This is a genomic window from Vibrio mexicanus (genome assembly GCF_001012815.1).
GTDB classification, from domain to species: Bacteria; Pseudomonadota; Gammaproteobacteria; order Enterobacterales; family Vibrionaceae; genus Vibrio; species Vibrio mexicanus.
On record NZ_JYJP01000027.1, the window covers coordinates 1 to 20424 of the forward strand.

Consider the following 20424-nt stretch of genomic DNA (forward strand, 5'->3'; position numbering starts at 1 on the left):
TAAGCCGTTTCCCAATTGTGCAACAACCTGTTGCACAAATCAGTCAAAATCAAAAATGCCCCGAAACTGTTTAGATCAAATACTCATTCATATTCTAATCATCGACTTTTACTTAGTTATTCTAATAGCCCAGTCACTGTGATAGACGTGCAATAAATTCAGGCATAATGACAGGCAATAACGGCACACTCTCGGTCAATTATTCAGTAAAATACGCTCATTTGTTCATCAATGAACAAGGTTGATATTCGCTGAATTAGGGAGTGCTGGGTGTGTCTGAAATCAAAATTGTCGAGTTTGAACAGGGTCAAGAAAGCCAAAGTGTTTCAATCGATGAGCTTTCTCATTATATCTCCAGTGGGAGCGAACTCTCTTCATTTCACGATAGCTTACCTGATGAGCTGCAACGAGCCTTAGTCCCTTTTGCCAAAGGGTCGAGAAGCACGTACGTCAACGCATTAAAGGCCCAATTAAAATCGGAAAAATGGACAGCGATTAAGGGAGCGGGTTCGAATGTCGCGGCTCCCGCGTATAAAAGTGCTTATTATCCCAACTTCCATCACGAGCCTAAGCTAAGCAGCTCCCAAACCACCGTAACCGACACCGAGATTGATAAAAGGCCTGAGCTTGAGTACGCCTTTGAGCTGTCATGCAATATAAAAGCATTTAGAGAGCATGTTGGGTGGGATAGCGTGCTCACTAAAGCGGGCGATGAGCCCAATAACCGCAGTTGGAATGAGGAAGCCACTGAAAGTGGTGTACGTCTGAATGCCAAAACTAAAGTGGATGTGCCCAGAGCATTGGCCTTTTCATCTAAAGGGGCGTCAGTCCCCCTCAGTATTCCCAACATTATCGCAAAACCGAAAGATGAAACACCACTGGATGAAGCGATTATGGCCATCATGCCTGCAGTGCAGTTTGGAGAGCGTTTAGGGCTGCCAACCCAAGGTTATTACTATCACTTTAATGAAGGGAAGCTTGTTCAGGAATATCAAATTATTGGAAAGGGCAATTGCCGATTCTGCCTGACCTATTCCGATGAACATTCACTCAGTGATGAGCTTCGCCCCACGGCTTGGCAAAGTGCTATCCCCGTGCATTGGCGAGTGAAGGGGCAACTGCTTGATAATCAACATCTACTCTATTTACCGAGCAAACTCTCCCAGAAGCAATTGAATACTGTGGATGCCGCGTGGCTCGATGAGCATGGCTTAGCGCTCAATATAGCTGAGCTTATTGACGCGGGCCTTGGTCATGACAACGACAATGAACGACTCCATGCGCCCCTCACTTCTCCTTATGAACATCCTGGTCGGCTACTGCATGGCACTGAGATTGTTGCCATTAACAGCCCGAATATGGTGGCTAAAGGCATTCCGATAGTGAACCTACGCCCTGAAAAACTCTTTCGCATAGGGGTTTTCTTTGATGGTACTGGCAATAATGACAAGAACGATGCATACAAAGAAGTACGCGGGAACAAGTCACGAAGTAACGTTGCGCGTCTATTTGCCGCCTATCCACAGATTCAAGGTGAATCGGCAAAACTCTATATTTCTGGTGTCGGAACGGTCGACATAAAGGACGACAGTGAGCGGCCGGTCATCATCGATGCTCAAAAAGATGAAACCCAACTGGAGCAAGCGTTTGGAGTCAATGCTAAGCAGACCTTTGGTGGAGACTTTCAAGCCGCCCTCGCTTTTGGTTTTAACCCCGGAGCAATGGCGCTGTTGAACTATGTGGATGGTGAAAATGGGGCGTTTTATAAGTGGCAGAGTTTACTTGGGCAGTTGCGCAGAGAGATAGAATTGATGGGAGAGGAATATGATAGTTTCACTCACATAGTCTTCGATGTTATCGGTTTTAGTCGAGGTGCTGCGTTGTCGCGCCACTTTGTGAATGCGCTTTATCAAGGATTACCCGACTACACCAAGCCCGTGTCAGGTAAGTTAAAGGACGTGACAATTACGCCACATTTACTGGGTAATGAAACCCATTCAAAATTTTCTTCGTCGGGTGGTTATGAGCGAGATAATACTAAGGGCGTGAGTGTGCGTTTCTTAGGGTTGTTTGATACCGTGGCATCATTCTACCTTGCGGGTAATGACAATGAAGGCAACTTCCAGTTAGGCATTGAGCCAACGATGGCGACGACAGTATTGCAACTGACTGCTGAGCACGAGTATCGTAAGAATTTCCCCCTAACATCACTTGCTCGAGATAATTGGCTGCCGTCAAATTTCTATCAAGAGTGTTTTCCCGGTTGTCACAGTGATGTCGGCGGGGGCTACCCATCGATAGAGCAGTACGAAAAGGAAGGGCTACCCGAGTATGTCGGCTCCCCAACTGACTATACCTATAATCGACAATTAATTAAAACGGAGCCGTTGATAGCGCCTTACTTAGGGCCTGGGCATGACCGAGCGAAAGAGATTCAAGCTCAGCTTGATGAGAAATCTGCGGCGTGGAAGCGTGACTGCCTAGCGCAGTATGGTGACCATGGCGAAGTGAAATTGCATAAAGGCGTGTTCTATTTTTATCACTATTTACGAGTCAGTAACGCTATTGCTGGGGTTTCCCTTGAGCGAATGAAACAGCAATCCGAAGCTGCTGGTATTGTCTGGACTGAGGTTGATTACATTCAAAATTTAACCCCTGATTATAAAACCGATACCTTCTGTCAGGAGTTATGGCGTAAGCTTTCAGAGAAGCCATTAGGCACGATTACAGCTTGTGATTGGCAAAGTGAGATTACGCCCAACTTTGATGAGTATATTCATCGTTCACATGACACGGTAATCAATCCACCGTATAAGACGCTGATGGAAACCATTGTTAGTAGCATTACAACAGATATAGAAACCGGTGAAAAACCAGAGCGGAGAATTTGGGATAATGTATAAATATGTAATTGTCTTACTGACGGTAACCCTGAGTGTGTTAACTGGCTGTGAACAAGAGCCACCTTTGATACAGGCGACCATTGGCAATGCGGGCAGCATTAGTGGCTTCTATGGAATAAGAGATGTCGCAATACAAACCACTGGTGGTGGTTGGACGGGCTTTGGCTATGGCGCGGTCAATGGCTACCCTGGTGCGAGCGCAGATATTGGCAAAATGGGCGTTCCTACTCACATTCGAGGGACGTGGCGTAAGGGTTGGAACTATGATGACGAGTTAGTTTACTACCGCATTGATGCGCCTATTGACTCTGATTTAGCCGAGAAAAAAATGCGAACCCTGCAAGATTACTATGAGTATTACGAACCTACTCATGGGTCAATGCAAGTGGTGGTTGATGAAGAGCGGATCCAGGTGATGTACACTTTTGCCTGCGTAGCAAGGACTCGTGATTGCACACCAAGAGAAAACAGTGACCCAAAAGGTTGGGTTGAACGATCGCCACAAAAAGGGGTGACAGAAGTGGTCGTTCTCTTTGATGGTAAAGGTGAATCTTCTCCTGTGCCTTTTGACTAATCCCTGTATTCAATCCGTGATGGAAACCGGTGAAAAGCCAGAGCGGAGAATTTGGGATAATGTATAAACATGTATTTGTCTTACTGGCGGTAACCCTGAGCGTGTTAACTGGCTGTAAACAAGACCCCCTTTGATATCGGCGACCATTGGCAATGCAGGCAGTATTAGTGATTTCTATATTATCAGTGACGTATCAATACAAACTGTCGGAGGGGGTTGGGCAGGCTTTGGTTATGGTGCGGTCAATGGCTATCCTGGTGCGAGCGCAGATATTGGCAAAATGGGCGTTCCTACTCACATTAAAGGAACATGGAGTAAAGGTTGGTATGACGAAGATGAAATTACCTATTTCCGTATTGATGCGCCTATTGACTCTGAATTGGCTGAGAAAAAAATGCGAACTCTGCAAAACTACTATGAAAACCATGAGCGGAAAAATGGTGTTATGCAGGTAGTGGTTGATGAGGAGCGGATTCAGGTAATGTTTACTAAGAAATGTCATGAGCCTTATGATGATTGTGCACCTGCAGAAAATAGCAACCCACAAAGGTGGGTAGTTAAGTCGCCAACTGGGCATACTGATGTCGTTGTTCTCTTTGATGGTAAAGGAGAGTCTTCTCCAATGCCTTTTCAAGAGTAATGTCCGACTAACACAGCTATCAGGTTACTCGGCAACACATAATCTGATAGTTGTGATTAGCGAATTCTCTCCTATTAATGCTTGTAGTGGATAAGTGAAATTGACCACTAAAATTTGAGGCTTTGTCCTACCCCAAATAATCCGTGATTCACTAATTTAGCAAACGCTGTAGCTCAGAATTGTCCAGAACCGATACAGTTAGCACTTTCAAACACGAAAGTGCCCCATAGTGAGTTGAGGCAATCCAGTATCCCAGTTTTTCGTGTAATCATTTGACTTACTTTTGCTCATGTCTATAAGTTAACAGATAACATTAAAACAAATAACCCATTATGGTTTTAGTTTGTTGAGCATGTTTAAACAGCCCGTAATAAAAAGTGGCGCTCGTTATTGAATATATTAGAAATAGGTTTCCATGTCAGAAAGTGCCTCTAACTACTTCGATGATTTATTTCTTAGATTGAGTAATAAGGATTTGAATGATTGCTCTTACCAACTTGTTATTGAGGCTTATACTCATAAAAAAGTAGTAAAGAAAGCAAATAAGCATGAGTTATTTTGGAATTCACTCGTTATTTCTGAAGTTCCACATTCCCTATATAAAACTGATGAGTTCATCCTCGCACTAACCACCTATTTCTCTCAAGAAGCGGCAACAAATTTTCAAATCATCGCTAATGTGCTAGTTGAAGCTCCAGAATCCATCGTAATTGCGATTCGTCGCTCTGAATTAGTCCTTAACAAAAGTCACGCTAAATGGGATGAAATCCATAAATTGGCGGTTCAATGCCCAAATATTCTAGATGATTTGATAGCTACGAGTAAGGTATTCCAAGCCGCTCATCTAGAGAGGCTGGATTTAGTACGAAAAAGTTCTGAACCATTTAAACTATTATCCTTATTCGAGTTTTTATCTTTTTCAGCAGCTTATTCCTTTAGTCACCTAGTTGAACCAGCGGTTGATTACGATGGTAGTACTATCAGTACAAGCTCTCAGGTTCGAGCATTAACTAATCTAGTGCAATGGAAACTCGAACATGCGACTGACGGTGAATTCATGCTTAACGAGAGTGTGATTATACAATCACTCGCAAAGTACCATATCCCATTAATTTTACCTTCTGATAAAAATCGTATTGCAGCGAATGCACTACTAAGACAATTTGAAGAGTTAATGCAAGCACAAGTGGAACTTGACGAGTTCATTTCAAGAAGTGTTCACCCATTCTGCTTTGATGACTCACTGTATTTCTCAGTTAAAAATGAGAGATTACAAATGGAACACGTCGATAGATCTAGTGCCGACAATTGGGTGCGCAATGGCAACAGGAAAACTATGCTCAGAGGCTATTGGTTCAATATGGCTTTGGATGCTTTCATATTGTCGGGGCTAGGAGATAAACAAATTGGATCTTTGGAGAATCATGAGCAAAATCAGATAGCTTATGTAAAGGCTTTGGCCTGCAAATTAGAACTAGTAAGTGTCTATGTAGTGGTCAACTAAAATTGGCCACGGTTTTAGAGTTTTCCCAATACAGTCGTTCAGACTCATTGGGTGTTAGGCCACCATTATATTGATGGGGCCTGAGTTGGCTGTAGTAGCCCGTGATGTATCGAGTTATATGCTCTCTCGCTTCGCTAAAACTTCGATAACCCGACACTGGTATCCATTCTGTCTTTAAGCTTCTGAAGAACCGTTCCATCGGACTGTTGTCCCAGCAATTACCTCTCCTAGATAAGCTTTGCTTGATTTGATAACGCCACAACAGTTGTCGATAAGAACGACTGGTGTAATGACTTCCTTGGTCGCTGTGGAACATCACGCCTTTGGGCTTACCTCGTGATTCAAACGCCATAGAGAGTGCCTTTCCTGTCAACTTACTATCAGGTGATACTGACATCGCCCAACCAATTGGCTTTCTCGCGAACAGGTCGATGACAACAGCAAGATACATCCAGCGCTGTCCCGTCCAGACATACGTTACATCACCGACCCAGACTTGGTTGGGAGTGGTAACGGCAAATTGGCGAGATAGATGGTTGGGGATCTCTACGTGCTCTTGTGATGCCTTTCGATAACGGTGCTTCGGTGTTTGGCAGCTTACCAACCCTAATAATTTCATCATCTTAGATGCTCGATAACGTGTCAGTTTTATACCTTGGGCCGTTACCATGTCGGCAATGCTTCTCGCACCCGCAGAGCCGTTGCTTGCCGTATGAACTTCTTTAATAAGACTTTTTAGCTTCACCAACTCTGGAGAAACACGCTTAAGGCGACAACGCCAGTATTTGTAACTGCTGCGGTGGACACTGAACACATGACACAGGGTTGTTACTTTAAAGCTCTGCCTGAGTTTCTCGATTATCGAGAGCTGTTCAGTGAGTCCGACATCAAGAGAGCTGTAGCCTTTTTTAATATTTCATTGTGCTCTTCAAGGCGAGCAAGTTTCTTCTTCAGCTCTCTTATCTCAATTTGCTCTGGTGTCATAGGTGAAGCTTGAGGAGCTACTCCCTTTCTTTCTTGTTTGAGCTGCCTTACCCACTTATCCATTGTCGATTTACCCACACCCATGGCTTTGGCGGCTTCAACAACGGTGTAGTTTTGGTCGAGAACAAGTTGCGCTGCTTCGAGTTTGAATTCCGCACTGAAAGTGCGTCGGGTACGCTTAGTCATAGTTTCACCTGTCATGCTATGAGGTGTATCTTAACACCTCTAATCAGGTGGCCAAACTCACTATGCCACTACACTATGGCCTTTCGGAGTTTGTAACGTTAAATAATGGGTTTAAGGTAGACTTGTTTCAAGCGCTGTTGGCTCAAGAGTTAATGGTGGCTTTTTATATAAAGGACTACGTTGAAGCATTTTATGAAGAATATGCTGAAGTACAAAACTGGGAGCAGGCTGCAGGATTAGTTGCAATGAAAGGTGCAGCTAAAGGACAAAATCGATTTCCAATTACTTGGTCCTTATGGAATGAAAAAGTTAGGAGTATTTTGGGCTGGACCGTATCTAATGACTTTCCTAGTGGAAATATAAACACTGCTAAATCTATTTTGGCATTTTGGGAGCTTGATATGAAAAAATTCAGCAAGCAGTTAATTGATGGCCTTCCAATTGATCATCAACAGCTCACCGAGCGCCCAATCATAAAAATTGGTAATCACTGTATTTTACTACCTTGGTTAATGTCTACCCAGATAACGTCGCTTAACTCAGTCAATAACTTGCGACGGTTTGGTAACCAAAGAAAGTCATTAAAAGATGAAACTACACGAATCGAGAATCAATTAGGTGATGCTTTTGAGAAAAAAGGTTTTACTGTCGTTAGAAATTTCACGGCTGGTAGTCCATTCGGTTCGGACGCTGGAGAAATTGACCTGATTTGTGCCCTTAATAACATTGTCATTGTTATCGAAGTTAAATCAACCTTTTACCGAACAACGAAGAAAGAAGTGTTTTATCATCGTGATAAAACGTTGAGAAAGGCTGGTATTCAGGTCAGAAAGAAAGTCGATGCAGTCAAGACCGAACTGGAAATCGATACAACCTTTAGACACAGGTTACAAGTAACAATTGACTCACCGCAGGTTGTTGGCTGGATAGCGGATACATCAACTGAGTTCGATCATGATCTTTTTAATGGTTTTACGAAGGTTTCGATTGAAGAGTTACTAATTGCATTAGCAGACAACGCCCATTATTTATGTAACCAAGAACAAATGCTGTCATCTTCATTTGATTCAGATAAACAAGATGGATTTCGAACAGTGAAAAGTTCGTTGTACCACAATGGATTTAGCGGTGACGAATTTCTTAGGGTCATTGAACAGTCACTAGTTTGGCGTAATGAATAGTGAGTTCATAGCTAAAAATTACTTATAGCGCGACTGACTCACCTTTGCCCCAAAATCGCGTAGAGTAGATGCTCCTCACTAAACAATTACGACCATATTGACCAACACTTTCTAATGTTAGATGCTAATGACGTAAAAAGTAGATTTAATCTGACTTGGCGTATGGTCGGCTAGGTTAATCAACAAAATCATAAAGGATAAAAAATGAAAGAAGTCCTAGTAAGGATGTTTAAATACATCTTGGCAATATTTATAAGTATCTGTTTCGTTCTGGTTTTTAACACGATAAAAGTTGTTGCACCCAATACCCCAGTTATTCCTATTTTTGCTATTCTAACTTTAGGGGCTTATTATTTTACATTGTTTAAAATCGCAAGGATAAAGAACCGTTCACCGTTGATTTGGGTACTTCTCGGCACATTTTTGTCCCCTTTCGTTGGCTTTTCCATTTTATTGTTTGGCAAGAAAAACAAAGAAAACACAAACATCGTGAGTAGTGAATCATGATCGGGGGAGAGTGGATGAGCATTTTGTCACTCGATTAGGTTACTGATTTTGAATTAGGAAGTTGACTCACAACTCATGGCATTGCTGGCCACTTAAGTTGGCATTAGTGGCAGATTTGTACAACACACTGATTTTTTAAATGGTTTGTGGTGGTTCGATGTTTAGATTGATGCTTAATTACTTCTTTGGAATCCCAACAAAGACACAAATTGATATCTACTCTAAAGTTTCTGAGGGTATTGAAAATGAAACATCAGAATTAGTTGAAGTGCAACGCAAAGAACTCGATTTTATAGAACGGCATGATTTGTTAAAACTGAAGTGCGATTTAATTTATGCAAGAGAATATGCAACAGCTATGAACGTTAGTTCTCAAGAACTCAATATAAAAATATCAGAGATCAAACAAGAATACTTTGTCCATCATAGTCGGAATCTTGAAAAATATCTAAATAATCAGGAATGGTATGTCGGGGTCAAAACCTAACGCTTTAAGGTAATTTCGTGGTATTTTTACCATGCGTTGAGTTTGGTGATTAGTTGATATTGTTTGGAAATTCATAACCAGTTTATCGCTTCCAAGATTGTGGTGTTATTAAATAATGTTTAGTTCGTCCGTTCGACATTAGCTTAATGTTGTTATAAAGATTTATAGAATGATGAAGAGTGATTTAATATGATGCAATTTATTCTTTTTGGTGGTATATCGATATTTCCTATATTGTTTTTGCTTTCAATAATAATTGGCGTTCCAATTTTCTCACCAATTTTTTCAGTATTGATTAATATCAGTGATAGATTGTTCGGGTTGACACCAAGTCAAGCAAGGGAAGAGTTGACAAGAAACTGTTCAAGGAAATATGACAGTTACTCACAGATGCAAAATCGATTTAATCGCCTATTTCGGCAATCAAAACTCCCTGAGGATAAGCGCTCGGATTTATGGAGTCTTTTCTATATGAGGAACCGCATTAATTAGACCATGAGATTGTTTAATTCTAATGCAAAAAAATTCCAAACTCAGCGTTGGCTGCTTTGTGTAGCTTTGATGTCTACGCAATGAAAGCAATAATATATTATTCTAGGTTTAATTCTATTTGGTGCTATAGATCATGGACTTACCAATAATTAGTAGATATCTTAGTTGATTATAATCAACTAAGATATCTACTCAAATAAAAGGATTTTGTTGTGAGACTATTGTTTATTATATTTAGTGCTATATTGTTCACAGGGTGTGCTTCTGTACCTTATGAGGATTTAAATTTAGATACAACTTCAAACTTCAACTTACCAACTAACGGTAAGGTTGGTATTTATGTTTATCAATGGAAAACCGGGGTACTCGGTGCTGGTTCTGATGTTAATTTTGAGATTAAAGGCTACCCTGAGTTGTCGTTAAACACTGGTGAGTACGGTTATTTTGAAATTCCACCGGGTGACTATGAATATAAGCTATCCGGTGGACTATTTAGTCAATTTATTCCTGTCAAACTTGAAGCTAATAAGAACTACTTTTTTAGGGCTTTTATACTAAACTTTGCTGACAATTCTGTTTTGATTAGAGATCAAGCTGAGATTGATGAAACAAAAGCAAATATCTTAATTGATAGATATGAATTTCACTCAGTGGACTAGATTAGTTTATCGTAGATAACGTGCTTATAGTTGCTGGGTGAATTTGGCCACTGATATAGAGTTTTCCCATATTTTTATTTATACGAACAAGGCAGACACTGATGGCATTCGTAACTCAGAAATGTCCAGAACCTTCTTAGCTTCGTTCACCGTTTACTGTTCACCGTTTACCCTGTATTACTTTTTAGCTCTAAGAAGGCTATTAGTTTGTTTTGATACATTCGATCTAACGTTTGTCCAGCTAATCATTTTGAAACTTGTCCAACTCTTGATTAAGAGCCTTTTCCCAAACCTCTAGCCCTTCTCTTTTTTCGTCTAGGTATTGATATCTATCGTAGTGCCTCCCAGAGACATCGCTAATCGCATGCCCTTGGATTCGGTCACGGATTTCTTTGCTTATCTTAAAAAGTCCACCAAGCGTTTTGAACGTTCGACGAAAATCCCGCCCAATAAAGTTTTCGATATCGGTAACTTTTTTGTAAGAGAGCAGTGCTTGAGCAAGAGTGTTAGTGGGCATTGGTTCATTAGGGGCTGTGCGTTTGTGAAATACATATGGACTATTGAACGTATTATCTTTGTGGCATTCAGCCAAAATGTTTAAAGCAGTATCTGTAAGAGGTACGTCGTGCGCTCGGCCAGTTTTAAAAACTTCAGGACGAATGGTAAGAGTTCTTTCCGTGAAATTTACATCGCGCCACAATGTATTGGCTAACTCATACGGTCGTTGCCCACCAGCATAAAAGCAAAACTTGATAAAACGACGTGTAGCAGCAGCTAGGTTCAGGTCGTCATAGCGATGATCCATGTCGTGCAATAGTTTTATTAGTTCTTCTAAGCTTAGAAAACGCTCTCCGGTTTTCTCCGCATGAGTTTGTTTAGGGATGGAAGCAATTGGGTTGTATTTTATGCCGAATTTTACTTCAGTATTAGTAAACGCGGGGTTATTGTCATTTTTTAACCCAAACTCAAAAGCTGCATGTAGAAAGGAGCGTAGTTTATTACTCTTGGGGCCATGGCCTTCGCGAATAGGAATGGCTAAGGCTTCCAGAAAGTCTGTCGCTTCAAAGTCCTTGGCTTTGCGTGTTGGATCGATGTAGGGATAGATGTATCGCTCAATTTTCCTTTTGTCTTCCTTATAGTTACGTTTACCTCTGTCTTTTTTATCTTTCGTATATGCTTCAATTAGCTGCTCGAGTGAACCAGATTGTGCAAGTTGTCGTTCTAGTAGCTTTTGTTCTACTTCTTTTTGTTCTAGGTACTCGATCGGATCGGTTCCAGAGTCTAGTAAATTGCTGTATGACTCTGCGACTTTTCGAGCTTTTGCCAACGAAATCTGAGGAAATGTGCCAATACGTATAAACGAGGGGTTAGAGTTTTTAAAATAGCGGAATGTGAAGGTCTTTGTACCTTTTGGGGTAACTTTTACACCTAAGCGACCTTTGCCCCTTTCGGCAGTTTTATCCCAAGTATAATAGGCGCTTTTTTTGGCCTGTAAGCTTGTGATTTCCACGACTGTAAGCATTAACAATCTCCAAATTCTGCTATTTAGATGCGTTTTGGGGTCAAGTACGGGGTCAAGTAGGGTCAAATAACTAAGAGATCCCCTGAACTCTCGTGAAACAAGATAAATAATCTATCCTATTGTAAGTATAGCACTATTTGTTTAATTCTGGTTCTTTGTGTTTCACGATAATTCGGCACTTATATCTCTTCTAAGGATGTGGTCGAAGGTTCGAATCCTTCAGGGCGTGCCATTTATTCGATAAAAGCCCGCTAGCTCAATGAGTTAGCGGGCTTTTCGTTTTTCTGTGGTGCCTCTGTGGTGCCGCTGAAATCTATTTTTAGTAACTTTTATTAAACTCCCTCCTATTTCCTTTCTTCGCTTTTTCCGAAACGTTGTCCAATGTTTGTATAGTCGATCGCGAATTCCGCCTACATGAAATGATACCTTCTGTAACTAGGATATTACGTAACCAGTTGCATGAGGTTTAGAGTGGCGAGGCTAAGCCAAAAACAGAGTGATGAGTTGAAAAGTATTGGGCTTGATGACTATCAGATCAGTGCTTGCGAAAATATATTGACCCAAATCCCCCAAAAAATGGATCTTAAGGCAGTCGAGAGACTAACTAAGTTGTTGCATCAAGCACAATCAGCTTTTGATGACATCAGGAAAGATGACCCTCGTTTCTATGAAGAAATAGAGCAGCAGCTTAATAAGAAGCTGGATTGGTCTTATTCAATACTTGGAATAGCGGCAGAAACGCTCGAAGGTGTTCGTTTACAGCAGAAAGGGGTTTTTGTTGCAGAGGTGGATACTTCCACCAATGAACAAGTCACGCGAGCTAACACTCCTGAAAGCAGAGATTACCATCGATATAAAGCATTTACGGATCTTTGGCTTTCTTGGGGTAAAGAAGTAAAGACTTCAAAAGAGTCTGAATTCTTATCCTTTCTTACGATATGCCTCAAAGGCAACTTTTCTCTTCATGGTGTAGCCAGTGTTAGAAATCACTATCTAAGGTACTTTCTGGGGCAAAAGGTAGTTGATCAAGCCCCTGATGATTCCAAAGATGAGTCTGACGTTTATGGTGTTGAGGTGACTATGAAAAATGGGAAAACCATTAAGGCGACCTTGAAAGCTCCGAAGTTGAATGGTCTGTCAGAATCCATAAGTCAATTAATGAGTGAACGTAGTTAGTGAATCCTTATTACCTCAAAAGCTAAGGAAACTAAGAGATGTTGATACCATTCGGCCTAAAAGACGGTAAATACCTAGATATCAGTGAGGTAAAGCGAGGGAGGGCATGTGGATGCATTTGTCCAAGCTGTAGTCAGAATCTTGTCGCTAAGAAAGGCCCAAACCCCGATAAAATGATTCATCACTTTGCTCATGATAAAAAAGCGAAAGATGACAGCGAGGAATCAGTTGAGTGTGAGTATTCTTTCTGTGTTGTCGCTAGGCTAGTGATTAAACAGTGTTTTAGAGAGTTAAGTGATTTCGAAATGAGGTTTCCTGAATGGAAACTAGAGTTTGTCGAATCAGACGACTACGAACGAGAAGTTAGAGTTTCAGGATATGTGACCAACGAGAGCAAACCACACATCTCAGAGTTTGAGGTTGAGCCTTCGGAGCGCTATTCAGAGCTAGATGTCCTATGTCGAATAAACGGTTATCCGGTTGGCTTGCACTTTAGCTACGAAGGTAGGGGATGGTCGAAACGAAGGGTTGGGCAATGATATTTCTATTATCGATATCGACTTAGAACCCTTAAAAGACCTTTACGCTAGTTTCGATAACAAGGCCCATGACTCTTTCAAAACCCTCGTAATGGACTACGTGTTGAACAGCGGTGAAAGAGCTTGGGTGAGACATGTTCGTCACGCTGAAAGATACGAAAAGTTGAATTTAAAATTACAGTCACTCCTAGAACAATCCAATCAAGAACCCCCAATAAATGAACCACCCCGATCACCTCTTATCGAAGCGATTGAGCAAAAGCCTTACAAGAAGACCAGAAAGTCACATGCTTATAAGGCAACCGAGCCAGAACTGAAGCGAGTAGCAGGCGAGTTGTGTGTAAGGTGCCGTAAGAACAAAGCTGGCTACATAGATAACCTAATTTGTTCGGGCTGTTTGCAAAAGTATTATAAGGATGGGGTTTTCCATACGGGTTCAATTAAGAAAATTGTGCAGGAAACTTGCTTGGAGTAAGGAAGAAAAACATATCTTTGCCGCATTCAAAACCAGCGCGTTTATCCGTCATACTTTATGGATAGGTAATTGACCTACTTTTTCTTATCAGTGTAGTGTCTAGTGAACAGGTGTTTTTATTATTAACTTCTTTGTTTAGGAGTGGAATTCTCATGAGTAGTGGTCCAATCATCGTTTCTTCTGAAAACAGTGTTCAAAGACTTCAGCGTGTCGACTTACAGGCGACTGGCTTCTACGATGAGAAGTGGTTGCAACAACTGATCTTTGATAATGCTGACCTATTGCCGTTGTACGGGATTGATGCTGATTATGCCGGTGCTGTGCCGGTATGTATGGAACTTGTAACCAAGTCGGGTAGAGTTGATTGCATTTATATAACGTCTTCAGGCCGATTGGTGATTGCTGAGACTAAACTTTATCGAAACCCCCAATCTCGTCGAGAGGTCATTGGGCAAATATTGGATTACGCAAAAGACCTTGTGAACTGGAGTTATGATGAGCTTGATTCAAAGGTTCGTGGTGCCAATGGAGGTAAGTCGTTATATGAGGCTATCGAGGCTAGTGGTCAAGAATTGCCGGAGGCTCGTTCATCGACGCGGTTCAGCGTAACCTCTCGAAAGGCCGTTTCTTATTGCTAGTGGTTGGTGATGGCATACGAGAAGGTGCCTTTGAGATAAAGGATTTTTTAAATATGAATGCCTCAATGGAATTTTCGTTTGCCATGCTTGAGATGCAGGTTTTCCATATGCCTGATAACCAACTTCTGGTGAATCCTCAAGTTATGCACAAAACGGAAATTACTGAACGTCGAGTGATCTCGGTTGATCAAGTGAACGGAGGTATTGCTGAGACGCTTGAGTCCAATAGCAGTCAGGGTGAATTGAGAATCAAAAAAGACTCCGGGCAGACTTATGAATACTGGAATGAGTTGTTAGAGTATTTAGTGCTTGATGATGTAAGTGTCAGATTGCCAACACCATCAACAAAGGGCAGTTTATGGTTTGAGTTGCCGCCAAGAGCTTACCAGAGTTGGATTACCATATATCGCCTAAAGCCGAATACAATTGGGGTCTTCGTGAGGTTTAGAAAGGACGCTCTGGGCCATTATTTGTTTGAGTATCTCTATAATATGCAGGATGCGCTGATGCCGTTATTGCCAGAGGGAGCTGAATTTGTGCCCGATAAGCTGCAAATCAAGTTTTCTACACTCACGCTCGAATGGATGAGCGAAGAGTTTTGGAAAGATGCTTTCGATTTCTATCAATTGCACTTAAACCAGATTTACGCTTCGATTAAGCCGCTATTGCTTCAAGCTCTTGATGGGTATGAAGGTTAACTTATAAATACATGTAATCATCAGGGGGTAAAGGTAGTTATTTATTAAAGCTTGTTTGCCCATTATCGAGCTAGCTCAGATCGGCTCAATTATTGGCTAGACTATTTACTCATTGACTCCCTGCTCATGTGCTTTTGCAATATTAAATGCTATCCATTGTTCTCATTCTGTTCGCTGGTAATCTCCGAGATGTAATGTGGGGAGAAAGTATTAATGATCACGTCTTTAGGTATGGGTAATGGTTAAATAAAACTAATGCCATATAATAATTAGTCTTTCTTAATTTATTAAATATCAGTTGGATATGGCAAATTACAAAAATACTTACACTTGGAAAAATTCTCTAGGCCTTGATGACAGTGATCATGCGGATGCAATAAAAAGACTGGCTTCCATATTTGAAGATATGCGAGAAAAAGTTACGCACTTAGCTAACGAAATAGGAGCATCATTACCAGATTTTACCGTGCATGATATTACCCACATAGACTCATTGTGGGAAATGGCTGACGTGGTTTGTGGAGAGGATTATCCACTAAATCCAGTTGAAGGGTTCATTCTTGGAGGAGCCTTTCTATTACATGATGTAGCAATGTCGATCCAAGCATACCCAAATGGACTTCAAGACCTTGAGGCTCTGGAGTTATGGTCTGATACTGTAGTTCAAAGATGTTATCAACTTGGAATTAACCCTCCATCTTCATTCAGATCGGCTGATTTATCCTCAGATTTAAGGAATTACACAGTTTCAACTCTTCTTCGGAAACTTCATGCCGAATCTGCCGAAAAAATAGTCAGTAAATCATGGAGGTTTAAAGCAGATGACTCACAAGTTTATTTAATTAATGATCCGGAAATCCGAGTTTCATTGGGCAAAGTAATCGGAAAAATCGCTCATAGTCATTGGTGGGGTATAGACAAGCTAGAGGAGGAATTCGCGCGCTCGATAGGTGCTCCTGGATGGTGTGACAGGTCATGGAAAATTGACACACTGAAGATAGCCTGTATTTTGCGTGCTGCAGATGCTACACATATAGACTCTCGCAGGGCACCAAGTTTTCTACGAACAATTAGGAAGCTAAATCATTATTCTGATGGCCATTGGACATTTCAAGAAAAACTCTCCACTCCCTACTTGAGAGATGAAACTCTTTATTACAGTTCAGCAAGTTCATTTACGGTTGAAGAAACCTCTGCTTGGTGGTTGTGTGTCGACGCGCTCAAGATGATTGACAAAGAACTACGCCAAGTAGATGCGTTGCTATCCGATAAGCAAATGCCTAGGTTTGAGGCCAAGCGTGTATTTGGTGTCGAATCGCCAGATAGACTTCGTAGTATAGTTGCTACAGAGGGCTGGGAACCGATAGACGCAAATGTCCATATTGGTGACATACCCAAGATAATAAAAACACTTGGTGGGCACGAACTATATGGTAACAACCTCTTAGTACCATTGAGAGAGCTTATTCAGAATTGTTCTGATGCAATAAGAGCAAGACGTAACCTAGAGGGTCGCTCAAGCGATTGGGGGAAATTGAAGTCAGTTTGCAAGAGAGAGAAAATCAAATATATCTAAGGGTTCGAGATTGCGGAACTGGAATGTCCTTGAATGTGATCAAAGACTACTTATTCGATTTCGGAAAAAGTTATTGGAACTCTGACTTAATGCAAGAGGAATTTCCAGGGTTGATATCAAAGAATGTTCTTCATACAGGAAAATATGGGATAGGTTTTTTTTCAATCTTCATGTTGTCCGATAACATAAAGATAACCACGCGTAAGTGTACAGACGCCCTTGAAGACACGCATGTTCTTGATTTCAATAATGGCCTTAATAACCGTCCTATCATAAGAGCGGCTTCTCGCGAGGAGTGTCTTACATTAATAGATGGTGGAACTATAGTTGAGCTGTTACTAGAACCCCAAATTTATAAACAACTGATAAAAGAGAGTAGAGAATTACCTCTATCATTACACGATCTAATTGTGTCTGCTGCTCCGGCTTTAGACATTACTATTTCAGCTAAGGACTATATTAATAGCGTAGACAGAATAATTCCTTTAGATTATTGGAAAACATGTGATGATGAGGAGTTCATAACTTACTACATGTCCCTATATCAAGAGGAGTTTGTGCATTTCACAGAAAAATATCGCGGTCATGCGATTAACGCAGTTAGGTTTATGTACGATGATAATGGAGAGATAATCGGACGTGGATGGCTCACAGCTAGTGCATATATGTCTTCGACCCCGGGATTGGTGCTATGTAATGGACTCTCAGAAAGCAAGCTAAGGCATATGTCTGGCTTCTTCCTAGGTAAAAACTTAAATGCAGCAAGAGATAGCTGCGTTTTAGTTGCAACTGACGAACAATTAGGGCGATGGTCTACTGAACAGTTTAAGATTGCTAATCAGTCTTTATCTAAAGATAAGCTTTTAACTATGAGTGGATGCATAAAAATACAGAATGCTAAACTTAGAGATTTTCCATTTATTTGTTGCAAAGAGCGCTCATATACTATAGATGAGTTCGTTGATTTAACTAAAGGTTTAAACCAGCTTAGAATTTCTGACAACTTCTTTTTGCGTAGAGCTACTGATTTTGACAGTTTGATAATTGAAGATGATATATTTTTCATTGATATTCATTCGTATGCTAGTTTGTACTTCGGTTCAAGAGCTAGTGCTCTCATAGACATCGAAGATCGATACAATAACCAGCCATTATCTATGGTTACTGACTGTTTATCAGAGGCTTGGGGGATTGAAAGAGAGAAATTGAAGGATGTCGCCAATGCAAAAGAATCTTATGTGAAGCAGACAATAGCTCATAATAATGGAATTAAACTTGACGAATACTGTTATTTATTTTCTCGTTTTTAACTTGTCTGTAATAGTGGCCGCGCGTTCGGTCATTATTTTACTATCCATTACTAATTTTTTACTCGCGACGGCTTGATTGATTTGGAAAGTGTTTTAATTTCTAGAACTGAGTCAATTTACGTTCATTGCTAAACATTACTTGTATTTGATAATTATTAATTTTCCGAGCTGGTTTTATTAGCCTAGTGGGTGTTTTATTTCCAGTTCGGAGTTTGTTTATAGTAACCCAATACACACTAGTGTCTACTGGGGCGATACTTGTTGTCCTGTAGGTAGTTCTAATTTTTTCAATATTGATTCTGAAATTTTGCCAATCCTCGTTATCAGTGAATTCTAATCGACTCTGGTATCTCATAAGTCTCTAACATTATTTTGGAACATCGTAACCCTTGTCCCATTGTTTGATTGTTCTCGCTCTTTTAAAAGCAAAGTTCTGCTGTTTCCCCAATACTCATTCTACATTCAATTTTAATAAAATTATAACTTCGCGTTTTAAAAAAGTATTCATGAGTTGTTAATGTTCGATTTCTAGTAACGAATAAATGTCTAAAATTGTTTTAGACTTGCCGCTAGTGTGTGATCACCAAACGACCATCCTTTATTTGGTGTGTGCTTTTTACTGTTTCGGCTTATTCTGGAAACAGCTACTCCTTAGCGCTGCCCGTTCCTCCATCACCCCTTTTAAATAAAGGGCTGACTGTCTGAGCTCTAAACAATTCACGAAAATCCGTTCCCCCAATCTGATTGCTGTTAAACCTCATCATTCTTAATCTGAGTTCATCCAATTGGGATATCTATAAACTAGGAAGATTAAGTATGAGTAACACAGAAAATTCAAAGTATGGCAAAAAGCTAAACCGTAAATCAGCAGCAGAGTATTTGGGTGTAACAGAGGGTACGCTTGCTGTTTGGGCATCAACAGGGCGCTACAGTCTCCCGTTTATCAAAGTAGGGCGTAAGGTGTTTTATACAATCGCTGACCTTGACGCATTTCTAGAAAGCCGCGTTCACACGCAAACAGCATAAGGGGTGGCTATGGAATGTATTACTGAAAGAGTGGGGCACTCTCATGAAACGACAACGCCTAACTATCCTGATCTGGATGCTAGGTTCAATCCTCTGCCTACATCGAGAAACCTACAAGCTTTGCTGAAAGGTAATCGTATTGATGTGGTAGTGAATAAAATGAACATGGAAGTCGAACTCTCTATCGATGGCAAAATGTTAAACAAAACTGCCGACCAAAAACGCAGTTTGCTAATTGATGTTTGTCTTAGAGGTGGGCTTAAGAAAGAGATTCTTACTGACCATTTAATGTCATTAGCCGAGAATAATAGTTATCACCCCTTTGCAAACTACCTTAATGAAAATGAGTGGGACGGTATCGATCGCATAAGCCCTGTGATTAATGCCATGAACGCAAAAGATAAAGAGCTTGCGAGTTGCGTGATGCGAAAGTTCTTTATTGCAGTAGTGGCGTCAGTATTTGAAACGCCCTTTAGCTCTAAGCTCATACCTGTTCTTCAAGGTGGACAGTCATTCAGGAAAACCGCCTTTATCAAACGGTTTGCGACTGTATTTGAAGGTGCATTTTTAGAAGGTCAAGAGATTAACCCTGACTCTAAAGATTCGGTAATTAGCTGCATTAATAGCCTGATTGTTGAGCTAGGTGAGCTAGAGCGTACCTCACGAAATAGCCAAGGAAGCCTAAAGGCATTCATCACTAAAGAGGTCGATACCGTTAGGCCACCTTATGGGGCCAAAGATATCAAGAAGCCACGTCAAACCTCGTTTATTGCTACCGTTAACGTGACTGGCTTTCTACGTGATGAAACTGGCTCTAGTCGATACGCAGTGATTGAACTTGAGGCTCCTATTGATATGGAGTCGGTTAACCAAACTCTTGGTTGGTGTTACGACAATGGCAGGCTTAGCCACCAAAATCCAATCGAACTCAAGCAGTTTTGGCTTCAGGTCTATGAGCTATACAAGTCTGGTGAATCATGGCATCTCACAGACACAGAGCTAGAGCTAGCGGCAAAAGTTAACAATGAACATAATGCTAAAAGTTCTTACTATGAAGCTATCGTTGACCGCTTCCTAGTTGATGACCCTGATAAGTATATCTGGGAGTGGGTGACGGCTTCAGAGGTATGTAAGCTTATCAATACTCACATCGACAAAAACAGAATCGTGGGTAAAGAATTGAAGCGACTAGCACAAGAGGAAAAAGCCATTGAGTCCAAAACCGGAAGATCAAACGCGACCCTCTATCGATTACCCGTTTCAGTTCGTATCTCCGACTGATTTGTCTATTCTCTTTAACCCACTAACCAATAGGTGGTTAATGGGTTAAAGAAATATTGAAGATTA

The 20424-nt window shown here is 40.9% G+C and carries 18 protein-coding genes and 1 tRNA gene; 17 read left to right on the forward strand and 2 right to left on the reverse strand.

Annotation, left to right across the window (positions count from 1 at the left end):
- The first annotated feature begins 266 nt into the window (after positions 1 to 266).
- The 4 genes from UA76_RS04960 to UA76_RS04975 all read left to right on the forward strand — a co-directional run bounded on the left by UA76_RS04960 (position 267) and on the right by UA76_RS04975 (position 5621).
- Entirely contained in the window at positions 267 to 2903 is a 2637-nt protein-coding gene (locus UA76_RS04960) for a DUF2235 domain-containing protein (protein WP_047043860.1), read from the forward strand.
- Positions 2896 to 3477 carry a hypothetical protein gene (locus UA76_RS04965; RefSeq protein WP_047043694.1) on the forward strand — a complete coding sequence of 194 codons (582 nt, stop codon included), beginning with the start codon at positions 2896 to 2898 and terminating at the stop codon, positions 3475 to 3477. Before UA76_RS04960 ends, UA76_RS04965 begins: the two co-directional genes overlap by 8 nt.
- A 130-nt stretch (positions 3478 to 3607) precedes the next feature.
- Positions 3608 to 4117, forward strand: a complete 510-nt coding sequence (locus UA76_RS04970; protein ID WP_238322188.1) for a hypothetical protein — start codon at positions 3608 to 3610, stop codon at positions 4115 to 4117.
- A 415-nt stretch (positions 4118 to 4532) separates the two neighbouring features.
- Entirely contained in the window at positions 4533 to 5621 is a 1089-nt protein-coding gene (locus UA76_RS04975) for a hypothetical protein (RefSeq protein ID WP_052771952.1), read from the forward strand.
- On the opposite strand, the gene UA76_RS04980 is transcribed toward UA76_RS04975, so the two are convergent.
- Positions 5614 to 6791, reverse strand: a protein-coding gene (locus UA76_RS04980; RefSeq protein ID WP_157617570.1) for an IS3 family transposase whose coding sequence is annotated in 2 segments (ribosomal slippage) — positions 5614 to 6524 and positions 6524 to 6791 — 1179 coding nt in all. Because the reading frame shifts where the segments join, the coding sequence is not laid out codon by codon here. The two genes, UA76_RS04975 and UA76_RS04980, sit on opposite strands and share 8 nt — an antisense overlap.
- A 62-nt stretch (positions 6792 to 6853) precedes the next feature.
- Between UA76_RS04980 and UA76_RS04990 the strand changes: the two genes are divergently transcribed.
- The 4 genes from UA76_RS04990 (at position 6854) to UA76_RS05005 (ending at position 10117) form a co-directional block, all read left to right on the forward strand.
- Positions 6854 to 7972, forward strand: coding sequence for an NERD domain-containing protein (locus UA76_RS04990; RefSeq protein WP_052771953.1), 1119 nt, complete (start codon positions 6854 to 6856; stop codon positions 7970 to 7972).
- A 204-nt stretch (positions 7973 to 8176) separates the two neighbouring features.
- Positions 8177 to 8479, forward strand: coding sequence for a hypothetical protein (locus UA76_RS04995; protein WP_047043698.1), 303 nt, complete (start codon positions 8177 to 8179; stop codon positions 8477 to 8479).
- A gap of 157 nt (positions 8480 to 8636) precedes the next feature.
- On the forward strand, positions 8637 to 8966 hold the full coding sequence (locus UA76_RS05000) for a hypothetical protein (RefSeq protein ID WP_047043700.1): 330 nt from the start codon (positions 8637 to 8639) through the stop codon (positions 8964 to 8966).
- A gap of 704 nt (positions 8967 to 9670) precedes the next feature.
- The gene (locus tag UA76_RS05005) at positions 9671 to 10117 is read left to right on the forward strand and encodes a DUF2846 domain-containing protein (protein WP_047043702.1); all 447 of its coding nucleotides are present in this window, start codon (positions 9671 to 9673) and stop codon (positions 10115 to 10117) included.
- Positions 10118 to 10358: 241 nt separating this feature from the next.
- Here UA76_RS05005 and UA76_RS05010 read toward each other — a convergent pair whose 3' ends face one another.
- A complete protein-coding gene (locus UA76_RS05010) occupies positions 10359 to 11639 on the reverse strand; it encodes a tyrosine-type recombinase/integrase (RefSeq protein ID WP_047043703.1) in 1281 nt (426 codons plus the stop codon).
- A 164-nt stretch (positions 11640 to 11803) separates the two neighbouring features.
- Here UA76_RS05010 and UA76_RS05015 point away from each other — a divergent pair.
- From UA76_RS05015 to UA76_RS05060, 9 genes are all read left to right on the forward strand, one after another.
- Positions 11804 to 11871: transfer RNA gene (locus tag UA76_RS05015), tRNA-Ser, on the forward strand.
- A 272-nt stretch (positions 11872 to 12143) separates the two neighbouring features.
- The gene (locus UA76_RS05020; protein ID WP_157617571.1) at positions 12144 to 12815 is read left to right on the forward strand and encodes a hypothetical protein; all 672 of its coding nucleotides are present in this window, start codon (positions 12144 to 12146) and stop codon (positions 12813 to 12815) included.
- 38 nt (positions 12816 to 12853) lie between these two features.
- The gene (locus UA76_RS05025; RefSeq protein WP_047043707.1) at positions 12854 to 13354 is read left to right on the forward strand and encodes a competence protein CoiA family protein; all 501 of its coding nucleotides are present in this window, start codon (positions 12854 to 12856) and stop codon (positions 13352 to 13354) included.
- 627 nt (positions 13355 to 13981) lie between these two features.
- Positions 13982 to 14467, forward strand: coding sequence for a hypothetical protein (locus UA76_RS24445; RefSeq protein WP_238322189.1), 486 nt, complete (start codon positions 13982 to 13984; stop codon positions 14465 to 14467).
- Positions 14467 to 15165 carry a hypothetical protein gene (locus tag UA76_RS24450; RefSeq protein ID WP_238322190.1) on the forward strand — a complete coding sequence of 233 codons (699 nt, stop codon included), beginning with the start codon at positions 14467 to 14469 and terminating at the stop codon, positions 15163 to 15165. The genes UA76_RS24445 and UA76_RS24450 overlap by 1 nt, the downstream gene beginning before the upstream one ends.
- Positions 15166 to 15469: 304 nt before the next feature.
- A complete protein-coding gene (locus UA76_RS05040) occupies positions 15470 to 16741 on the forward strand; it encodes an HD domain-containing protein (protein ID WP_047043711.1) in 1272 nt (423 codons plus the stop codon).
- The gene (locus tag UA76_RS05045; RefSeq protein ID WP_047043713.1) at positions 16711 to 18051 is read left to right on the forward strand and encodes an ATP-binding protein; all 1341 of its coding nucleotides are present in this window, start codon (positions 16711 to 16713) and stop codon (positions 18049 to 18051) included. The genes UA76_RS05040 and UA76_RS05045 overlap by 31 nt, the downstream gene beginning before the upstream one ends.
- 816 nt (positions 18052 to 18867) lie before the next feature.
- Positions 18868 to 19077, forward strand: coding sequence for a helix-turn-helix domain-containing protein (locus UA76_RS05055; RefSeq protein WP_047043716.1), 210 nt, complete (start codon positions 18868 to 18870; stop codon positions 19075 to 19077).
- Positions 19078 to 19086: 9 nt separating this feature from the next.
- Positions 19087 to 20358, forward strand: coding sequence for a VapE domain-containing protein (locus UA76_RS05060; protein ID WP_052771954.1), 1272 nt, complete (start codon positions 19087 to 19089; stop codon positions 20356 to 20358).
- The last annotated feature ends 66 nt before the right edge of the window (positions 20359 to 20424 follow it).

Bases quoted from the DNA above. Each gene is read 5' to 3' on its own strand.
- UA76_RS04965 (WP_047043694.1), top strand. From the start codon at position 2,896: ATGTATAAATATGTAATTGTCTTACTGACGGTAACCCTGAGTGTGTTA.
- UA76_RS04975 (WP_052771952.1), top strand. From the start codon at position 4,533: ATGTCAGAAAGTGCCTCTAACTACTTCGATGATTTATTTCTTAGATTG.
- UA76_RS04990 (WP_052771953.1), top strand. From the start codon at position 6,854: ATGCCACTACACTATGGCCTTTCGGAGTTTGTAACGTTAAATAATGGG.
- UA76_RS04995 (WP_047043698.1), top strand. From the start codon at position 8,177: ATGAAAGAAGTCCTAGTAAGGATGTTTAAATACATCTTGGCAATATTT.
- UA76_RS05000 (WP_047043700.1), top strand. From the start codon at position 8,637: ATGTTTAGATTGATGCTTAATTACTTCTTTGGAATCCCAACAAAGACA.
- UA76_RS05010 (WP_047043703.1), bottom strand. From the start codon at position 11,639: ATGCTTACAGTCGTGGAAATCACAAGCTTACAGGCCAAAAAAAGCGCC.
- UA76_RS05025 (WP_047043707.1), top strand. From the start codon at position 12,854: ATGTTGATACCATTCGGCCTAAAAGACGGTAAATACCTAGATATCAGT.
- UA76_RS24445 (WP_238322189.1), top strand. From the start codon at position 13,982: ATGAGTAGTGGTCCAATCATCGTTTCTTCTGAAAACAGTGTTCAAAGA.
- UA76_RS05040 (WP_047043711.1), top strand. From the start codon at position 15,470: ATGGCAAATTACAAAAATACTTACACTTGGAAAAATTCTCTAGGCCTT.
- UA76_RS05055 (WP_047043716.1), top strand. From the start codon at position 18,868: ATGAGTAACACAGAAAATTCAAAGTATGGCAAAAAGCTAAACCGTAAA.
- UA76_RS05060 (WP_052771954.1), top strand. From the start codon at position 19,087: ATGGAATGTATTACTGAAAGAGTGGGGCACTCTCATGAAACGACAACG.